Origin of the sequence: Actinomadura sp. 21ATH (genome assembly GCF_041951345.1) — a bacterium.
Classification (GTDB): domain Bacteria; phylum Actinomycetota; class Actinomycetes; order Streptosporangiales; family Streptosporangiaceae; genus Spirillospora.
The window spans coordinates 419,633-436,742 of the sequence record NZ_JBGNUR010000004.1 but is presented as its reverse complement, the minus strand read 5'-3'; the positions used below and the strand labels follow the sequence as shown (position 1 = coordinate 436,742).

Sequence of the window (17,110 nt, the reverse complement as noted above, 5' to 3'; positions counted from 1 at the left end):
TGCCCCGAGTCTATTGCCGCGCCCGCACGGCCTCCTCACCCGCCCGGGTGAGGGAACGGGGGGCACGGGAGGAACGGCCCGCCAGCCGGAGCCGGACGAACAGCTCGGGCGCCCCCGCGGTGGCCCACAGCCCGAGCAGCGCGTGCACGGCGAACGCCTGCGCCGGCTGCGTGCCCAGGAACAGGCCGAGCACGTAGAGGCCCAGCGCGCCCGCGGCGCCGACCGGGATCCGGGCCAGCCGCCGCCACGGCTCGCCGCCCGCGTCGAAGCCGATCCGGTGCGCCGCGTACGAGAGCCCGGCGAGCAGCCCGAACAGCCCGCCCGCGGCGGCCGCCCCCTCGCCCAGATCGATCGGCTCGACGCTGCCGCCCGCCTGCACGATCTCGCGGACCCAGGTGGCCGGCCAGCGCCAGCCGTCCAGCGACTGGACCGCCGCCCACATCCCGGCCAGGAACGCCAGCCCGACCGCCAGGCTCAGCGCCAGCTGCACCGGCAGCGTGCGCCGGAACCACCAGGGCACCACGTACGGCTCCAGCCGCAGTACGAGGACGAGCACGGCCGCGCCGATCCCCCAGCCCGCCAGCACCTGCCCGGCCGAGTGCACGCCGAGGGCGACCCGGGAGACGCCGATGCCGAGGACCAGCAGCAGGGCGCCCGCCCACAGCAGCCGGCGGCGCGTGCGGCTCGCGAGGAACCCCCAGGTCACCGCGGCGTTCTGGGCGTGCCCTGACGGCATCCCGAACGAGTCGCGCGGCTCGTGGCCGGTGACCGACGGGTCGGTCCAGAACGGCCGCGGATCGTGGAACAGCAGCTTCAGCCAGGTGTTGACGATCGAGCCCAGCGAGAGCACGACCGCCGCGCGGGCGCCCAGCCGGGCGTCCACGCACCAGTAGAGGACCACCAGCAGCGGCAGGTAGAAGGCGGCGCTGCCGATGAAGGACAGGACGTGCATCGCGCCCGTGAGCACGAGTCTCCCCCGGGGTGGTTCTGCGGACAGGGCCGGTCAGCCGCCGACGAGGCTACTGACGTACCCCAGGAATACGAGCGTGCGACACGTAAAGGTTCCCGGCCCGCCGCCGGGGTCAGGTACGGCGCAGCAGGGCCAGGAACATCGCGTCGGTGCCGTGCCGGTGCGGCCAGAACTGCGCGTACGGCCCGTCGCCGACCCCGGTCAGGCCGGGCGCGACGGCCGCGAGCGCGGCGGGCGAGTCCAGCGGCTCGACGCCGTCCCGCTCGCGCAGCACGTCGTCGACCACCACGCGCGTCTCGGCCAGGTGCGGCGAGCAGGTGACGTACGCCACCACCCCGCCGGGCCGGACGGCGTCCAGCGCCCGGCGCAGCAGCTCGCGCTGGAGCGGGCCCAGCTCGGCGACCGCCTCCGGGCCGCGCCGCCAGCGCGCCTCCGGGCGCCGCCGCAGCGCGCCCAGGCCGGTGCACGGCACGTCCAGCAGCACGCGGTCGAACGCGCCGGGCCGCCAGGCGGGCGCGGTGCCGTCGGCGGCGACCACCGCGGCCCGGTCGTCGACGGCGCGGGCGACCAGGCCGGCGCGGTGCGGCTGGACGTCGGCGGCCAGCAGCCGGGCGCCGCGCTCGGTGGCCAGCGCCGACAGCAGCCCGGCCTTGCCGCCGGGCCCGGCGCACAGGTCGGCCCACCGCGCGTCGCGGCCGTCGGAGGGCGCGACCGGCGCGGCGGCCAGAGCGAGCGCGACCAGCTGGCTGGCCTCGTCCTGGACGGCCGCGCGCCCCTCCCGTACGGCGGCGATGGCGGCCGGGTCGCCCTCGGGCAGGATCGCGGCGTACGGCGAGTACGGCGCGGGCTCGGCGCCCGCCTCCGCCAGCTCGGCCACGGTGGCGCGGCCGGGCCGGGCGGCCAGCGTGACGCGGGGCCGCAGGTTGTCGGCCTCCAGCAGCGCGGCCAGCTCGGCGCGGTCGGGGCCGAGCGCGTCGCCCAGCGCGTTCACGATCCAGCCGGGGTGGCTGTAGCGGGCCGAGAGCCGGGCCGACTCGCTGCCGCCGGGCGGGGCGATGATCTCGAACCAGCCGTCCAGGTCGCGGCCGGCGACCTTGCGGAGGACGGCGTTGGCGAACTTGGCCTGGCCGGGCCCGGCGACGGTGCGGGCCAGGTCGACGGCGGTGCCGACGGCCGCGTGCGGCGGGATGCGGGTGGCGAGGACCTGGTGCGCGCCCAGCCGCAGCACGTCCAGCAGCGGCGGGTCGATGCGGCGCAGCTCGCGGTCGCTGCACAGCGCGAGGACGGCGTCGTAGGTGCCGCGGCCGCGGAGCGTGCCGTAGGTCAGCTCGGTGGCCAGGGCGGCGTCGCGGCCGGTGAGCTCGCGGTCGCGGAGGCGGGCCGGCAGCAGCAGGTTGGCGTACGCGTCGCGGGTCTCGACGGCGCGGATCACGTCGAACGCGGTGCGCCTGACCAGGTCCTCGGGACGGCCCGTGCGGCGCGGCCCGCCGGGCCTGCGGTTGCGGGACGGGTGGCCGTGGCCGTGGCGGCGGGGTGCGGGAGACATCAGGCGAGCGCGTCCTCACCGGTGAGGGCGGCGCCGCGGGCCCAGTCGAGCGCGCTCATCATCCGCTTTCCCTGGGGCTGGACCTGGCCGAGCGCGACCGGGTGGGTCGCGGTGCCGGCCAGCACCTCCTTCTTGGACGCGCGCAGCTCGCCGGGCTTCAGCGGCCCGGCGCCCGCGGCGAGCCGGACCGGGCCGAGCTTGAGCCGCTCGCCGCGGAACGTCGTCCAGCCGCCGGGCGCGGGCGTGCAGGCCCGCACGAGCCGGTCCACGTGCTGCGCGGGGGCGTTCCAGTCGACCCGGGCGGTCGCCGCGGTGATCTTGGCGGCGTGCGAGACGCCCTCCTCGGGCTGCGGCCGCGGCTCCAGCACGCCGGACTCGATCCCGTCCATCGTGTCGGCCAGCAGCCGGGCGCCCGCGACGGCGAGCCGGCCGAGCAGCTCGCCGGTGGTGTCGTCCGGCCGGATCGGCTCGGTCAGCACCCCGTACACCGGGCCGGTGTCCAGGCCCTCCTCGATCAGGAACGTGGCCGCGCCGGTCACGTCGTCGCCGTGCAGGATGGCGCGCTGGACGGGCGCCGCGCCGCGCCAGGCGGGCAGCACCGAGAAGTGCAGGTTCACCCAGCCGTGCCGGGGGATGTCGAGGGCCTCGCGCGGGAGCAGCGCCCCGTACGCGACGACCGGGCAGCAGTCGGGCGCGATCGCGCGCAGCCGGTCCAGGAACTCGGGGTCGCGCGCCTTGGCGGGCTTGAGCACCTCGATCCCGGCCTCCCGGGCGCGCGCCGCGACCGGGCTCTCCGCCGGCTTCCGGCCCCGCCCGGACGGCGCATCCGGCCGCGTCACCACGGCCGCGACCTCGTGCCGGGGCGACTCCAGCAGCGCCTCCAGCGGCGGCAGCGCGGTCTCCGGCGTGCCTGCGAACACCAGCTTCATCTACAGGGCCTTCCCGAACGTGCGGTGGGGGGACTCCTTGACCACCGGGGCGGGCTCCCCGAACCACTCGGCCTCGCGGATCGCCTTCATCGCCGCCTTGCGCTGCTCGGGGTCCATCCGGTCGATGAAGATGATCCCGTCGAGGTGGTCGGTCTCGTGCTGCACGCAGCGCGCCAGCAGGTGGGTGCCCTCCAGCGTGATCGGCTCCCCGTGCATGTTGAAGCCCTTCGCGACCGCCCGCACGGCGCGCGGGGTCGGGAACGACAGGCCGGGCAGGGACAGGCAGCCCTCGTCGCCGGTCTCCCGCTCGTCCGACAGGTCGAGGGTGGGGTTGACCACGTGCCCGAGCCGGTCGTCGACGTAGTAGGTGAACACGCGCAGGCCCACGCCCAGCTGCGGCGCCGCCAGCCCCGCGCCCGGCGCGTCGATCATCGTGTCGGTGAGGTCCTTGACCAGCTGCCGCAGCTCCTTGTCGAAGTCCTTGACAGGGTCGGCCGCGGTGCGCAGTACCGGGTCGCCGAAGAGGCGGATGGGCTTGACGGCCAACGAGACTCCAATTCCTGATGATCCCCGGCGTTCCCTGAATGATCGGGGACGGACGTCCAGTGTACGAAGGGCGCGGGTCTCCTCAGCCGCCCGAGCGCGCCGAACGCGCCTTGTAGGCGGCGGTGCGGGCGGCCTTGGCGATCGCCTTCTCGGGGTGGTGGTCGCCGAGGGCCTCCAGGACCGCGCCGGCGCCAGGGTGGCCGGTGCGCCACATCTCGTCGACCATCCCGGCCAGGTCGGAGCCGGCCGGCGCGTCGGCGACGGCGGCCGCCACCGCGTCCCGGGGCTCGGCGGTCTCCAGCATCCCGGCGACGGTGTCGACGAACAGCCACAGGAAGTCGTCGCGTTCCAGGTCGGGCGTGCCGTCCAGGCCCTGGAGGCGGTGCAGCCACAGCAGCGCGTACGGCCGTACGGGACGGTCGGCGGCCGCCTCCCGCACGGCGTCCTCGGCCGCCGGGCCGACGCGCTGCAGGACGGCGGCGGCGAGGTTGCGGGCGCCGGGCCCGCCGTCGCGCATGACCGCCAGCAGGTCGCGGGCGGCGGCCGGGGCGTCCCGGCCCTCCAGCCAGCCGTCGATCTCCTCGTCGGCGGTGTCCTGCCGGTGCCAGGTCAGCCCCGCCACCAGGTCGGCGGCGGGCGCGTCCGCGAGGTCGCCGACGACGGGCGCGGTGAAGCCGTCGGCCAGCAGCAGCTCCCGCACGCCCCACACGCCGAGCGGGGTGAGGGCGATGCCGTCGCCCCCGGCGGGCGCGAGGACGCCCCAGCGGGCGAGGTCCTCGACCTCCAGGGCGACCGCCTCCCCGATCGCGGCGGCCAGCCCGCGCGGGTCGGTGACCTCGTACGCCTCGGTGACGTGGCCGGTGAGCGCGGCGGCCAGCTCGGCCGGGCGCGCCGGGGCGTCCTGCTCGTACAGGTGGATCAGGACGCCGGTGAGCTCGTTCTGGACGAGCCGGATCGGGTCGAGGCCGTCGGACGGGTCGTGCTCGGGCACCGCCACGCCGTCGAACAGCCGCAGCCAGGCGTCCAGCGCCGCCCCGTCATCGGCGCCGTCCGCGCCTTCCGCATCGTCGCCGGCGCCGTCGAGCCGGGCGGCGGCCGGGCCGGGCGCCGCGGCGCCGTCGGCGACGGTGATCACCTCGGCGTCGACGGCCGCCCACCACAGCCGGTCCAGCTCGGGCAGGTCCGCCAGCGACTCGACACCGCCGTCCTCGCCGTCCGGGGTGCGGCGCGGGGACGGCAGCTCCATGGCCGCGACCGCGGCCAGCGCGTCGGCGGCGGGCGGCTCGTCGTACTCGTCGACGGCCCGGCCCCCGCCCAGCCAGGAGACCAGCGCGCGGGCCTGCGCGGCCAGCCCCGACGCGCGCGCCGCGGCGGCCAGCTCGGCCCGGGGCGCGAGCCGCACCGGCGGCACGGCGCGGTCGCCGCTCTCGCGCAGGTACTCGTCGGTGCGGGCGAACCGCTCCTCGTCCGGCAGCGCCTCGAAGTCGCTGATCCACCGGCCGACCGCGTCCTCGTCGCCGAGCGGGACGCCCTCGGCGCGCATCATCCCGGTGAGCAGCTCCGCGGCCGCCTGCCGGTCCTCCTCGTCGACCGCCGCGATGACCTCGGTGAACTCCGGGACGATCAGGTCCAGCTCGGCCTCCAGCTCCGCCGCGGCCGGCGCCCCGGCCGCGCCGGTGTCGCGCAGGAAGGCGATCAGGTGGCGGGCGGCGGCGACCATCGCGGGCACCTCGCCGGGCCCCGCGACGACGGACTCGGGCACCGCGTCCAGCATCAGCTCGCGCAGCGCGCCGGGGGTCAGCGCGTCCGGCCCGGGGAGCCGCAGATCCTCCCGGGCGAGGTCGAGCAGGAGCCGCACGCCCCCGGCGTCGACCCGGTCGCCGTCCTGCTTCCCGGCCCAGCTCTCCAGCTCGCCGGCGATGGTGTCCACCCAGTTGTCGGCCACCCGGGAAACCCTAATGGTCAGATCAGTTCCAGGGGGTCGATCTGCACACGTACGCTCTCGGGCGCCTTGCGCGCGCTGCGCACCCCCTGCGCCTCCCGCAGGGCCTTCGCCAGCGCCTGCCCGGCCGGGCGCGGCACCCGGACGAGCGCGCGCTCCTTGTCCGCCGCCGGCACGGGGCCGAGCACCTCCGCGCCCTCCGGCAGCCGGGCGCCCGACAGGAACTCCCGGATGGCGGCGGGCGTGCCCGTCAGCGACGCCATCCGGGCGGCCGGCGGGAACCCCACCTCGCGGCGCTCGTCCAGCTCCCGCTCGGCGTAGGTGACGGGGTCCCAGCGGACGAGCGCCTGCACGGGCGCGAGCGCCCCGTCCGCGGCCACGACCACGGGCGCGGACGGCCGCACCAGGGCGGCGGCGTTCATCCAGCGGCGCAGGGTCTCCTCCCCCGCCCGCAGGTCGGCGCGGCCCAGGAGCACCCAGCCGTCCAGCAGCAGCGCGGCCGCGTACCCGCCGCCGCGCTCGGCGGCGGGCTCCGCTCCCGGCGTCGCCACCACGAGCGCGCGCTCGTCGTCGATCCGGTCCAGGACGGCCTCGCGCCCGGAGGTCCGCACCGGGACGCCCGGGAACGCGCGCCCCAGCTCCTCGGCCGTACGGCGCGCGCCCACCACCACCGCCCGCACGTGGAGGAACCCGCACTCGGGGCAGTTCCAGTCCCCGGCGATGCGCCCGCACCAGCGGCAGTAGGGGGCGGCGTGCGCGGACGTCATCGACAGCGGCCCCTGGCACGCGCCGCACCGCGCCGGCGTGCGGCACCGCCCGCACGCCAGCCCCGGCAGGTAGCCGCGGCGCGGCACCTGCACCAGGACCGGGCCGTGCTCCAGGGCCTGCCGCGCCGTCTGGAACGCCAGATGCGTCAGCCGGGCCGTCCGCGCGGCGCCGTCGCGGGCCAGCTCGGCGTCGTCCCCGGCGGGCCGGACCCGCGGCATCACGGCGCGGACGCGCGCCCGTTCGGCCGCCAGCGCGTGCGCCCACCCCGCCTCCACCAGCTGCGTGGCCTCGGTCGTCCGGGTGAACCCGCCGATCAGCGCGGCCGCCCGCGCCCGGTGCGCGCGCAGCGCCAGCACCTCGCGGGGATGCGGGTACGGGGCGTGCGGCTCGGCGTGCACGTCGTCGCCGTCGTCCCAGAGCACCACCAGGCCGAGGTCCTCGACGGGGGCGAACATCGCCGCCCGCGTCCCGACGGCCGCCCGGACCGTCCCGCGGCGGACCGCCAGCCAGCGGCGGTAGCGCTCGGCGGGGCCCAGCTCGGCCGTCAGCGCGATGTGACGGCCCTCGCCCAGCTCGGCCTTCAGCGCCTCGTCCATCCGCGCGACGTCCCGGCCGTCGGCCATGACGACCAGCGCGCCGCGCCCGCTCGCGAGCGCGACCGCGACGGCCCGCGCGATCGCCGCCCGCCACGCCGGTCCCGGGAGGGCCGTCCACACCGCGCGCGGCGCCCGCCCCTCCCCCAGCGCCTTCAGGAACGAGGGCCCGGCCGGATACTCCGCCCACGGCCCCGGCCCCTCCCCGGAGCCCCCGCCGGCGGCTCCGGCGTCCCCGGCGGGGCGTTCCGGCGGCTCCTCGGCCTCCACGCGGGCGTGGCGCGGCGGGATGGCGAGGCGCAGCACGTCGGCGAGCGTCCCCGCGTACCGGTCGGCCACCTCCCGGGCCAGCGCCGCGATCTCCGGGCTCAGGACCGGCTCGGCCGAGGTCACCCGCTCCAGGTACGACAGGCGGCCCTCGTGGTCGCTCTCGGCGGCGCGTTCCAGCACCAGCCCGTCCACGAGCTGCCCGGCGAACCGCACCCGCACCCGGCACCCCGGGACGGCCTTCCCGGCCAGCTCCGCCGGGACGAGGTAGTCGAACGGCCGGTCCAGGTGCGGCAGCGACATGTCGACGGCGACGCGCGCCACCGGCAGCGCCTCGGCCGGCCGCCGCGCCCCCTTCTTCGCGGCGCCCTTGCTCTTCTTGCCGTCCTTCCTGGTGCCGTCGTTCTTGGCGGGCGCGCGCGGGACGTCCCCCAGCCCCGGTATCAGCTCCGCTTCCCCGCCCTCGCTCACGCCCCCGTCCTACCAGATCAGGCCGACAGCGGCGGAATCCCGGCGGCCCCGCGGATCATCTTCCGCTAGAGTGCCGCCCGGCGGGCGGTAGCGCAGAGGTCGTCGCGCCTGGCTGTCACCTAGGAAGACGCCGGTTCGAATCCGGCCCGTCCCGCCACCTCGCCCCCGGAGTGCACAGTGAGTCCGCCGCCCCGGCCGGGAACGCCCGGACGTCCCCCCGTCCCTCCGCGGCTCGCCGGATGGTGGACGCGGCCGCGGATCCACGAGGTCCCGCGCGACATGATCGAGCAGGCGGCCGGACGGCGGCTGGCCGGCGACTGGCGGGGCGCCTGCGCCGCCGCCCGCGTGGACGTCGCGTTCGACCTGCCCGGCGTGGCCCGCGAGTACGGCGGCGCGGTCGCGGCGGCGCTGGAGGACGACCTGCGCCACCTCGTCCCCGACCTGCTCCGCTGGCACCTGCCCGGGGAGACCTACGAGTACCGCGACGACGGACCGGCACGCATCCCGGAGACCCTGGTCCTGGCCGTTCACGGGGGCGCCTCCCTCCAGGTCCGCACCGGCGCCTGGCCGCGGCTCGGCCTGTTCTTCGGCCCCTCGGCGGCGCATCGCGTCCGGTCCGACTGGACGGGGGTGCGCCACCTCTGGGACGCGCGCCGCACCGCCGAGCTCCTGGCCCGCCACGGCGGGACGGACCGGGCGCCGTTCTTCGAGCCCGACGGCACCCCGCGGGACGCGCGCCGCCTGCCCGCCGCCGACCCTGGCGCGGCCGACCCGGCCGCCCGCGCGGAATGGATCACGCTGCTGCACGAGCGGGGCGAGATCGCCGAAGCCTTCCGGGCCGCCGGCATCGCCCTCGTCATCGCGGAGGAGGACCGCCGGCACTCCTGGCACCACTCGTTCCTCGGCCGGTTCCCGCTCGCCCTCCACCGCCTCGTCCCGGAGGCGCGGGCGGTGGGCGCCCGGCGGCCGGGCGCCCGCGTCCTCGTCTCCAGGGACAGCCCGCAGTTCTGGTCCCTGTACCTGGAACCCGGCCCCGGGGAGACGATGCGGGCCCGCCTGCTCCAGAACGCCGGCCGCCACGACGGCCACCTCGAACTCGCCGAGCCGTACTGGAGGAGGCTCCCGGACCTCGACGCCGTGCGGGCGGGACGGCTCACCCCCGAGGAGCTGCACCCTCTCGTCCGGGAGGCGCTGTTCCCCCGGAGGCCCGCCCCGGACGGCCCCGTGGGGCCTCCGCCACCGCGTCCGCCGCGCACCGCCAGGGTGCGGTGCGGCGGCGAGTGGCACGAGGTCTCCATGCGGAACGGCGTCCTGGTCGCGCACCGGCACGGTGAGGACGAGCAGCGGCGCGAGGTCGCCCTGGGAACGCTCGGCGGGGCCGTCCAGGGATGCTTCGCCGTGCGGCAGAGCTGGACGTCCGGGCGGGGCCGGCTGCTCACCCCGTTCCGCGAGCAGCGGCGCGCCCTGTTCGACCGGGCCTGGCACGGCGACACGGCGGGAGTGCTGCGGATGCTGGACCTCGGTTACGACCCCCACACGCGCCGCGGGGACGGTCTCACGCTCCTGCACCTGCTGGACCGCCTCGACCCCGACCCGCTGCTCCGCCGCGTCCTGGACGCCGGCCTGGACGTCGACACGCCCGACGGCGACGGCAACACGCCCCTGGCGCACGCCGTCCGGAGGGGCGCCGCCGAAACGGCCGTGAGGGCGCTGCTGGCCGCGGGCGCGGACCCGCACGTCCGCTGGCACGACCCGTCCGAACCGGGCCCGGCGCCGCCCCTGGCGGAGCTGGTGCGCGCCCCCGAACGCGCGCATCTGGCGTTCCTCGCGACGCTGTAGGGTGCCGCCTGGTGGGCCGTAGCGCAGAGGTCGTCGCGCCCGGCTCCGATCCGGGAGGACGCCGGTTCGATTCCGGCCGGCCCCACCGCCCCTACCTCCGCGCCCCCGAACGTGCGAAGGCCCCGGGGGCGCGCCCCGGGGCCCTTCACTCACGCGCGATCAGAGACCGGCGGCCTTGGCCAGGTCGGGGGCGCGGTCGGTGGACTCCCAGGAGAAGTCCGGCTCCGACCGGCCGAAGTGGCCGTACGCGGCGGTCTGCGAGTAGATCGGCCGCAGCAGGTCCAGGTCGCGGACGATCGCGGCCGGGCGCAGGTCGAAGACCTCGTCCACGGCCTTCTCGATCTGCTCGACGGCGACCTTCTCGGTGCCGAACGTCTCGATGAACACGCCCACCGGATGCGCCTTGCCGATCGCGTACGCGACCTGCACCTCGGCGCGGTCGGCGAGGCCGGCAGCGACGATGTTCTTGGCCACCCAGCGCATCGCGTACGCGGCGGACCGGTCGACCTTGGACGGGTCCTTGCCGGAGAACGCGCCGCCGCCGTGCCGGGCCATGCCGCCGTACGTGTCGACGATGATCTTCCGGCCGGTGAGGCCGGCGTCGCCCATCGGGCCGCCGATCTCGAACCGCCCGGTCGGGTTGACCAGCAGCCGGTAGCCGGAGGTGTCGATGTCCAGGCCGGCCAGCACCGGGTCGACCACGTGCTCCTTGATGTCCGGGGTCAGCAGCTCCTTGAGGTCGATGTCCGGAGCGTGCTGGGTGGACACGACCACGGTGTCCAGGCGGACCGCGCGCTCACCGTCGTACTCGATGGTGACCTGGGTCTTGCCGTCGGGGCGCAGGTAGGGGACCTTGCCCTCCTTGCGGACCTGCGACAGCCGCTGGGACAGCTTGTGCGCCAGCGTGATCGGCAGCGGCATCAGCTCGGGGGTCTCGTTGGTGGCGTACCCGAACATCAGGCCCTGGTCGCCGGCGCCCTGCCGGTCCAGGTCGTCGCCCCGCTTGTCGCGGTCGTCGCCGTCGCGGGTCTCGTAGGCGTCGTCGACGCCCTGCGCGATGTCGGGCGACTGCGCGCCGATCGACACCGAGACGCCGCAGGAGTGGCCGTCGAAGCCCTTCTTGGACGAGTCGTAGCCGATCTCGAGGATCTTCTCGCGGATGATCCGGGGGATGTCCACGTAGGTCTCGGTCGTCACCTCGCCGGCCACGTGCACCTGGCCGGTGGTGATCATGGTCTCGACGGCGACCCGGCTCTTGGGGTCGTCCTTGAGCATCGCATCGAGGATCGCGTCACTGATCTGGTCCGCAATCTTGTCCGGATGCCCTTCGGTGACGGACTCGGAGGTGAACAGGCGGCGAGACACGTACGTGAACTCCTTGCAGCGGCTGCTGACTGACGTCGCAGAACGGACATGTGGATGTCGGTCCGGCGGGAAACGCGCTGTCCCGCGCGGGCCTTTATCGGTTTTCGCTTGGCGCGGCGGACCCCCGCCCGGCGGATTTCCACGCGAGTCTATCGGGAAAGGCCCGGACGACAGGTATACCGAACCTTTGCCCGCGGCGCAGCCCCGGGGGGCGTCCGGTCAGTCCGGCGGCCGCGGCGCCAGCCGCGCCGCGACCAGGTCCCAGACCGCCTCGGAGAGGGCCTCCTTGGCGCCCCGCGGGATCTCGGTCGACGAGCCGTCGGCCCCCAGGACGACGGCGGCGTTGTCGGGCCGCCCGAACCCCAGCTCCTCGCCGACCTGGTTGACCACGAGCAGGTCGCAGCCCTTGCGGGCCAGCTTCTCGCGGCCGTTGGCGAGCACGTCGTCGGTCTCGGCGGCGAACCCCACGATCACCTGGCCCGGATGGGGCCGGGCGCCCAGCTCGGCGAGGATGTCGGGGTTCTTGACCAGCCGGATCGGCTCGGGCTCCGCGCCCTGCGCCTTCTTGATCTTCGAGCCCCGGTAGTCCGCGGGCCGGAAGTCGGCGACCGCGGCGGCCATCACGACCGCGTCGGCGGCGCCGGCCGCCTCCAGGACGGCCTTGCGCATCTCCTCGGCCGACCCCACCCGCACGACCGCGGCGCCGGCCGGGTCGGGCAGCGCCACGTTCGCCGAGACGAGCGTCACCCGGGCGCCCCGCGCCGCCGCCGTGCGCGCCAGGGCGTACCCCTGGAGGCCGGACGAGCGGTTGCCGAGGAAGCGCACCGGGTCGAGGGGCTCGCGCGTGCCGCCGGCCGACACCACCACGTGGCGGCCGTCCAGGTCGCGGCCGTCCGCGCCGCGGGCGAGGACGTGCCGCGCCACCTCGAACAGCTCGGCCGGGTCGGGCAGCCGCCCGGGGCCGGTGTCCCTGCCGGTGAGCCGCCCGGACGCCGGGTCCACCACGACCGCGCCGCGGGACCGCAGCGTCGCGACGTTCGCCTGGGTGGCCGGGTGCTCCCACATCTCGGTGTGCATCGCGGGCGCGAACACCACCGGGCACCGCGCGGTCAGCAGCGTGTTGGTGAGCAGGTCGTCGGCGAGCCCGTGCGCGGCCCTGGCCAGCAGGTCGGCCGTCGCGGGCGCCACGAACACCAGGTCGGCGCCCTGCCCGAGCCGCACGTGCGGCACCTCGGCGACGCCGTCCCACACCTCGGGCGAGACCGGATGCCCCGACAGCGCCGCCCACGTCGGCTCCCCGACGAACCGCAGCGCGTCCGCGGTCGGAACGACCCGCACGTCATGCCCGGACTCGGTGAACCGCCGCAGCAGCTCGCACACCTTGTACGCGGCGATCCCCGCGCCCACACCCAGAACGACCCGCGGCCGGGAGGAGTTCATTGCTTCAGGTCGCCTTCCCGAGGCTCGGTTGATTCAGGCTTCCCCGCCCTCGGGGGGCTCCGTGCCGGTCCTAGCCTTCGATGGGCTCCGCGTTGAGGAGGCCCTCGCGGGTCTCGCGCAGCGCGATCGACAGCGGCTTCTCCTGGACCTGGGTCTCGACGAGCGGGCCGACGTACTCCAGCAGGCCCTCGCCCAGCTGGGCGTAGTAGGCGTTGATCTGCCGGGCGCGCTTGGCCGCGATGCTCACGAGGCCGTACTTGGTGTCGACGACCTCGAGGAGCTCGTCGATCGACGGGTTGGTGATGCCTTCGCTGCTGGCTGCCACTCCGTGGCCTTCCACTCGGTACTTGACTTCGACGCTCGTTCTGATTAACGAACAGCCATCAAGGCTAGCAGCTCATGGCACACGTCCTGCACGGCCGTGTTGACCAGCGTGACGTCGAACTCCTTCTCGGCGGCCAGCTCGACGCGGGCGGCGTCCAGCCGGCGCTCGATCACCTCGGGGGGCTCGGTGCCGCGGCCGACCAGCCGGCGGACCAGTTCCTCCCAGGAGGGCGGGGCCAGGAACACCAGGAGGGCGGCCGGGTCGGACGTGCGGACCTGGCGGGCACCCTGGAGGTCGATCTCCAGGAGCACCGGCTCGCCGCGGGCGAGCCGGTCCTCCACGGGGCGGCGCGGGGTGCCGTAGCGGTTCCCCGCGAACTCCGCCCATTCCAGGAGCTCTCCCTCGGCGACGAGCCGGTCGAAACCGGCGTCGTCGACGAAGAAGTACTGCACCCCGTCGGCCTCGCCCGGTCGGGGGGCACGGGTGGTCACCGAGACCGACAGCCACACCTCGGGGTGGGCCCGCCGGATCTCGGCGACGACCGTGCTCTTGCCGACGCCCGACGGTCCGGACAGGACCGTCAGCCGCCGCATGAGCGAGTCCTTCGGGGGGGAGCCGTCCGGCGCAGGAATGGGTGCGCCGGAGAGGGGCGGGATGGTGCCGGCCGGTTCGGGTACGTCCGAGCCGGCCGCGGCGGAAGAACCGCCGCGCCCGCCCGTGAATCGCGGATCAGCGGTTTCCACCGCCGCCGAACTCACGCTCCAGGGAGGCGCGCTGGTTGGCGCCGAGGCCCCGCACGCGGCGGGACTCGGCGATGCCCAGGCGCTCCATGATCTGCTTGGCACGGACCTTGCCCACGCTGGGCAGCGATTCCAGGAGGGCCGACACCTTCATCTTCCCGATGACGTCGTCGGTCTGCCCCTCCTTGAGGACCTCGGCAAGCGAGAGTCCCCCGTGCTTGAGCCGGTTCTTAACCTCGGCCCGCTCCTTGCGGGCCTTGGCAGCCTTCTCAAGGGCTGCGGCGCGCTGTTCGGGGGTTAGGGGCGGAAGAGCCACGCCGGGTCACCTCAGGTTTCCACTCGACGGAGTCGGACGAGGGTGGAAACTAGCGAGTTCACGCCCCATAAGGCAACGTGAAGTGCCGTTTAGCCCACCACAAAATCACGAAATTCACTCCTCGAAGTGTCCTGAATACGGAGTGTACCCAACTCGACCGCGTTCCGCGACCATCCCGCCCCCTTCCTGCGCTCTTGCATGATCGTGAAAAATCGCCTTTCAGGGCCCCGATGGCGTCACTCGCCACCCCGGTCACCGGACCGTCCGGTACGGGGCGAGACGTGACGCTCATCACGCCGGGGCCGTATCTCCGGCACGGGCGCCGGGAAGCGGCGATGCTGGAGTTCGAACAGCCCTTCTACGGGGCGCTCACGGGGTGCCCGCGGACGTGCGGCGCAGCGCGGTGGCGATGGCGGCCGCGGCGGCGCCCGGGTCCGGGGCGCCGGTGATCGGGCGGCCGATCACGAGCAGGTCGGCGCCCGCGGCGAGGGCCTGCTCGGGGGTCGCCACCCGGGCCTGATCCTGGACGTCGGCGCCCGCGGGCCGCACGCCCGGGGTGATGAGCGTGATGCCGGGGCCGACCTCCGCGCGGACGGCCGCGGCCTCCTGCGGGGAGCACACGAGCGCCTGCGCGCCCGCGTCCACGGCGAGGGCCGCGAGCCGCCGGACGGCGTCGGAGGCGGGCCCGGCGACGCCGAGCGCGGCGAGGTCGGCGTCGTCGAGCGAGGTGAGAACGGTCACGGCCGCCACCTTGGTGGCCGGCGCGGCCTCCACCGCGGCGCGGATCATCGCCGGGCCGCCGGCCGCGTGCACGGTCAGGTAGGCGGGCTTGAGCCGGGCCACGGCGCGCGCGGCGCCCGCGACGGTGGCCGGGATGTCGTGCAGCTTGAGGTCCAGGAAGACCTGGACGCGGCTGGCGCCGCGGACGCTCGCGACCACGTCCGGCCCGTACCGCAGGTAGAGCTCCAGGCCGACCTTGACGGTGCTGACGTGCGGCGTGACCAGGGTGGCCCAGCGCGCGGCCGTCTCCAGGTCGGGTGCGTCCAGGGCGACGGCGATGGGGGCGGGTGCGGCGGTCACGAGGTCTTCTCCTTCACTTCCCCGGCCTCGGGCTCGGGGGCGGGCGGCTCGGGCCGCACCTGGGGCGGTACGTACCCGGCCGGCTTGTGGGCAAGCCCCACCACGTCGCCGATCCGGCCGATCCGGCGGGCGGCCAGCGCCTCGTCCAGCTCGCGCAGGATCCGCGGCACGGCGGTGGGGTCGTGGAACAGGGTGGTGCCCACCCCGACGGCGGACGCGCCGGCGAGGACGAACTCCAGGGCGTCCAGGCCGGTCGCGACGCCGCCGACCCCGACGATCGGGACGTCGGGCAGCGCGGCGTGCACCTGGTAGACGCAACGGAGGGCGACCGGCCGGATCGCGGGGCCCGACAGGCCGCCGGAGACGCCGGACAGGGCGGGCCGGAGGGTGCCGGGCCGGCCGGCGGCGCCGGTGTCGATCGCCATCCCCTCCATGGTGTTGATCAGTGTGAGCCCCTCGGCGCCGGCGTCCACGCAGGCCAGCGCTATGGTGACGATGTCGGTGACGTCGGGGGCGAGCTTGGCGAGGACGGGGACGCCGGGACGCGCGTGCGCCCGCACGGCCCGCACGACGGACGCGGCGGCGCCGGGGTGCCAGGCGAACATGCGGCCGCGGTCCTCGACGTTGGGGCACGCCACGTTCACCTCGATGGCGGCGATCCCGGACGCGCCGCGCAGCCGCCGGGCCAGCTCGCCGAACTCCTCGACGCTGCCGCCGGCGACCGACACGACGGTGCGGACGCCCTGCTCGGCCAGCCAGGGCAGGTCCCGCTCCAGGAACCCCTCGATGCCCGGCCCGGGCAGCCCCATCGCGGTCAGCAGGCCGCTGGGCGTCTCGGTCATCCGCGGCGTGGGCCGCCCCGCGCGGGGCCGCGCCATCACCGACGTGGTGACGAACGCCCCCAGCCGGTCGAGATCGAAGAACTGCGCCAGCTCCCGCCCCGTACCGCCGCACCCGGAGGCCGTCAGCACCGGATTGGGCAGCTCCAGCGCCCCCAGCCGCGTCTCCAACCGGGAACCCGTGCTCATCGCCTCGCCTCCGCTCGCCCGCTCACGAGTTGCCGCCTTCCGTGAGGCTCAGGGCGCGGGGGGCGCCCAGGGCGTCGAACGGGATGGTGCCGAGATCGCCCCAGCGGACGCGGTCGCCGCGCAGGACCGGGCCGTCGGCGCAGGCCCGCACCATGCGGGTGACGCCGTCGTCGCCGTGCATGGGGAGCATGCAGGTCATGCAGACGCCGATGCCGCAGGCGCCGGTCTCCTGGAGGAACGACTCCACCGAGACCTGGGACGGCAGGCCGTAGTCGCCGGCCACCTGGGTGACCGAGCGGAGCAGGGCGGTGGGGCCGCAGCCGTACACGACGTCGGCGCCCGTCTCCTGGATCACGCGGGGCAGCACGTCGCGCACCGCGGCCTCCTCCCCCAGCGTGCCGTCCTCGGTGGTGACGGTGGCGGAGTCGCCGATGCGCTGGGCCATCCGGGAGCCGAACACCTGCCGCGCGGACGGGCCGCCGAGGACGAAGTGGACCTGGCAGTCGCGGCGGCGCAGCGTGTCGGCCAGCGCGAACAGGGCCGCTCCCCCGGGACCGCCGCCGACCAGCAGGCAGCTGACGGGGTCCCTGGGGAGGCGGAACGGGCGGCCGAGCGGGCCGACGAGGTCGAGCTGGTCGCGGGAGCGGCGGCCCGCGAGCCAGGCCGTGCCCGGCTCGCGGTCGGCGAAGACCAGCTCGACCGTCCCGCCGTAGTCGGACTTGACCTCGTACACCCCGAAACACCGGCGGACCAGCCGGCCCGTGTGCTCACCGCCCACGGCCAGCGCCACGAACTGCCCCGGCCGGAACCGCTCGGCGATCGCCGGGGCCACCAGCGTCAGCGCGTGGTAGTCCTGCACCTGGCGGACCGTCAGAACGGTTGCCGACGTCTGCACCGGTGTGTCGGACACCCGTCTCCCTCTCCTCGTCGTGCACGGGGCCCGGT

The 17,110-nt window shown here is 75.9% G+C and carries 15 protein-coding genes and 1 tRNA gene; 2 read left to right on the top strand and 14 right to left on the bottom strand.

What is annotated here, in order from left to right; translation table 11 throughout:
• Window positions 1-10 precede the first annotated feature (10 nt).
• From ACA361_RS16730 to ACA361_RS16705, 6 genes are all read right to left on the bottom strand, one after another.
• Window positions 11-967 carry a phosphatase PAP2 family protein gene (locus tag ACA361_RS16730; protein ID WP_375012888.1) on the bottom strand — a complete coding sequence of 319 codons (957 nt, stop codon included), beginning with the start codon at window positions 965-967 and terminating at the stop codon, window positions 11-13.
• A gap of 115 nt (window positions 968-1,082) precedes the next feature.
• Window positions 1,083-2,516, bottom strand: coding sequence for an RsmB/NOP family class I SAM-dependent RNA methyltransferase (locus tag ACA361_RS16725; RefSeq protein ID WP_375012887.1), 1,434 nt, complete (start codon window positions 2,514-2,516; stop codon window positions 1,083-1,085).
• Complete coding sequence (gene fmt, locus ACA361_RS16720; protein WP_375012886.1) at window positions 2,516-3,445, bottom strand: methionyl-tRNA formyltransferase; 930 nt, start codon at window positions 3,443-3,445, stop codon at window positions 2,516-2,518. The genes ACA361_RS16725 and fmt overlap by 1 nt, the downstream gene beginning before the upstream one ends.
• Complete coding sequence (gene def, locus ACA361_RS16715) at window positions 3,446-3,991, bottom strand: peptide deformylase (protein ID WP_375012885.1); 546 nt, start codon at window positions 3,989-3,991, stop codon at window positions 3,446-3,448. It lies immediately after the preceding gene.
• Window positions 3,992-4,073: 82 nt separating this feature from the next.
• Entirely contained in the window at window positions 4,074-5,936 is a 1,863-nt protein-coding gene (locus ACA361_RS16710) for a hypothetical protein (RefSeq protein ID WP_375012884.1), read from the bottom strand.
• 17 nt (window positions 5,937-5,953) lie between these two features.
• Window positions 5,954-8,032: a primosomal protein N' gene (locus ACA361_RS16705; RefSeq protein ID WP_375012883.1), complete on the bottom strand. Its 2,079-nt coding sequence runs from the start codon at window positions 8,030-8,032 to the stop codon at window positions 5,954-5,956.
• A gap of 279 nt (window positions 8,033-8,311) precedes the next feature.
• Between ACA361_RS16705 and ACA361_RS16700 the strand changes: the two genes are divergently transcribed.
• Window positions 8,312-9,871, top strand: coding sequence for an ankyrin repeat domain-containing protein (locus tag ACA361_RS16700; RefSeq protein ID WP_375012882.1), 1,560 nt, complete (start codon window positions 8,312-8,314; stop codon window positions 9,869-9,871).
• A gap of 13 nt (window positions 9,872-9,884) precedes the next feature.
• Window positions 9,885-9,956, top strand: a tRNA-Arg gene (locus tag ACA361_RS16695).
• Window positions 9,957-10,030: 74 nt separating this feature from the next.
• On the opposite strand, the gene metK is transcribed toward ACA361_RS16695, so the two are convergent.
• The 8 genes from metK to ACA361_RS16655 all read right to left on the bottom strand — a co-directional run bounded on the left by metK (window position 10,031) and on the right by ACA361_RS16655 (window position 17,075).
• Entirely contained in the window at window positions 10,031-11,236 is a 1,206-nt protein-coding gene (gene metK, locus ACA361_RS16690; protein WP_375012881.1) for a methionine adenosyltransferase, read from the bottom strand.
• 219 nt (window positions 11,237-11,455) lie between these two features.
• Window positions 11,456-12,676 carry a bifunctional phosphopantothenoylcysteine decarboxylase/phosphopantothenate--cysteine ligase CoaBC gene (coaBC, locus tag ACA361_RS16685; RefSeq protein WP_375012880.1) on the bottom strand — a complete coding sequence of 407 codons (1,221 nt, stop codon included), beginning with the start codon at window positions 12,674-12,676 and terminating at the stop codon, window positions 11,456-11,458.
• Between the two features lie 70 nt (window positions 12,677-12,746).
• Window positions 12,747-13,001 (bottom strand): DNA-directed RNA polymerase subunit omega, encoded by a 255-nt coding sequence (gene rpoZ / locus ACA361_RS16680; protein WP_026405772.1) that lies wholly within the window; start codon window positions 12,999-13,001, stop codon window positions 12,747-12,749.
• 44 nt (window positions 13,002-13,045) lie between these two features.
• Complete coding sequence (gene gmk, locus ACA361_RS16675) at window positions 13,046-13,594, bottom strand: guanylate kinase (RefSeq protein ID WP_375012879.1); 549 nt, start codon at window positions 13,592-13,594, stop codon at window positions 13,046-13,048.
• 136 nt (window positions 13,595-13,730) lie between these two features.
• A complete protein-coding gene (gene mihF / locus ACA361_RS16670; RefSeq protein WP_197011061.1) occupies window positions 13,731-14,057 on the bottom strand; it encodes an integration host factor, actinobacterial type in 327 nt (108 codons plus the stop codon).
• A 369-nt stretch (window positions 14,058-14,426) separates the two neighbouring features.
• On the bottom strand, window positions 14,427-15,137 hold the full coding sequence (gene pyrF, locus ACA361_RS16665) for an orotidine-5'-phosphate decarboxylase (RefSeq protein ID WP_375012878.1): 711 nt from the start codon (window positions 15,135-15,137) through the stop codon (window positions 14,427-14,429).
• Window positions 15,134-16,165, bottom strand: coding sequence for a dihydroorotate dehydrogenase (locus ACA361_RS16660; protein WP_375012877.1), 1,032 nt, complete (start codon window positions 16,163-16,165; stop codon window positions 15,134-15,136). The genes pyrF and ACA361_RS16660 overlap by 4 nt, the downstream gene beginning before the upstream one ends.
• A gap of 22 nt (window positions 16,166-16,187) precedes the next feature.
• On the bottom strand, window positions 16,188-17,075 hold the full coding sequence (locus ACA361_RS16655; RefSeq protein ID WP_375012876.1) for a dihydroorotate dehydrogenase electron transfer subunit: 888 nt from the start codon (window positions 17,073-17,075) through the stop codon (window positions 16,188-16,190).
• Window positions 17,076-17,110 lie beyond the last annotated feature (35 nt).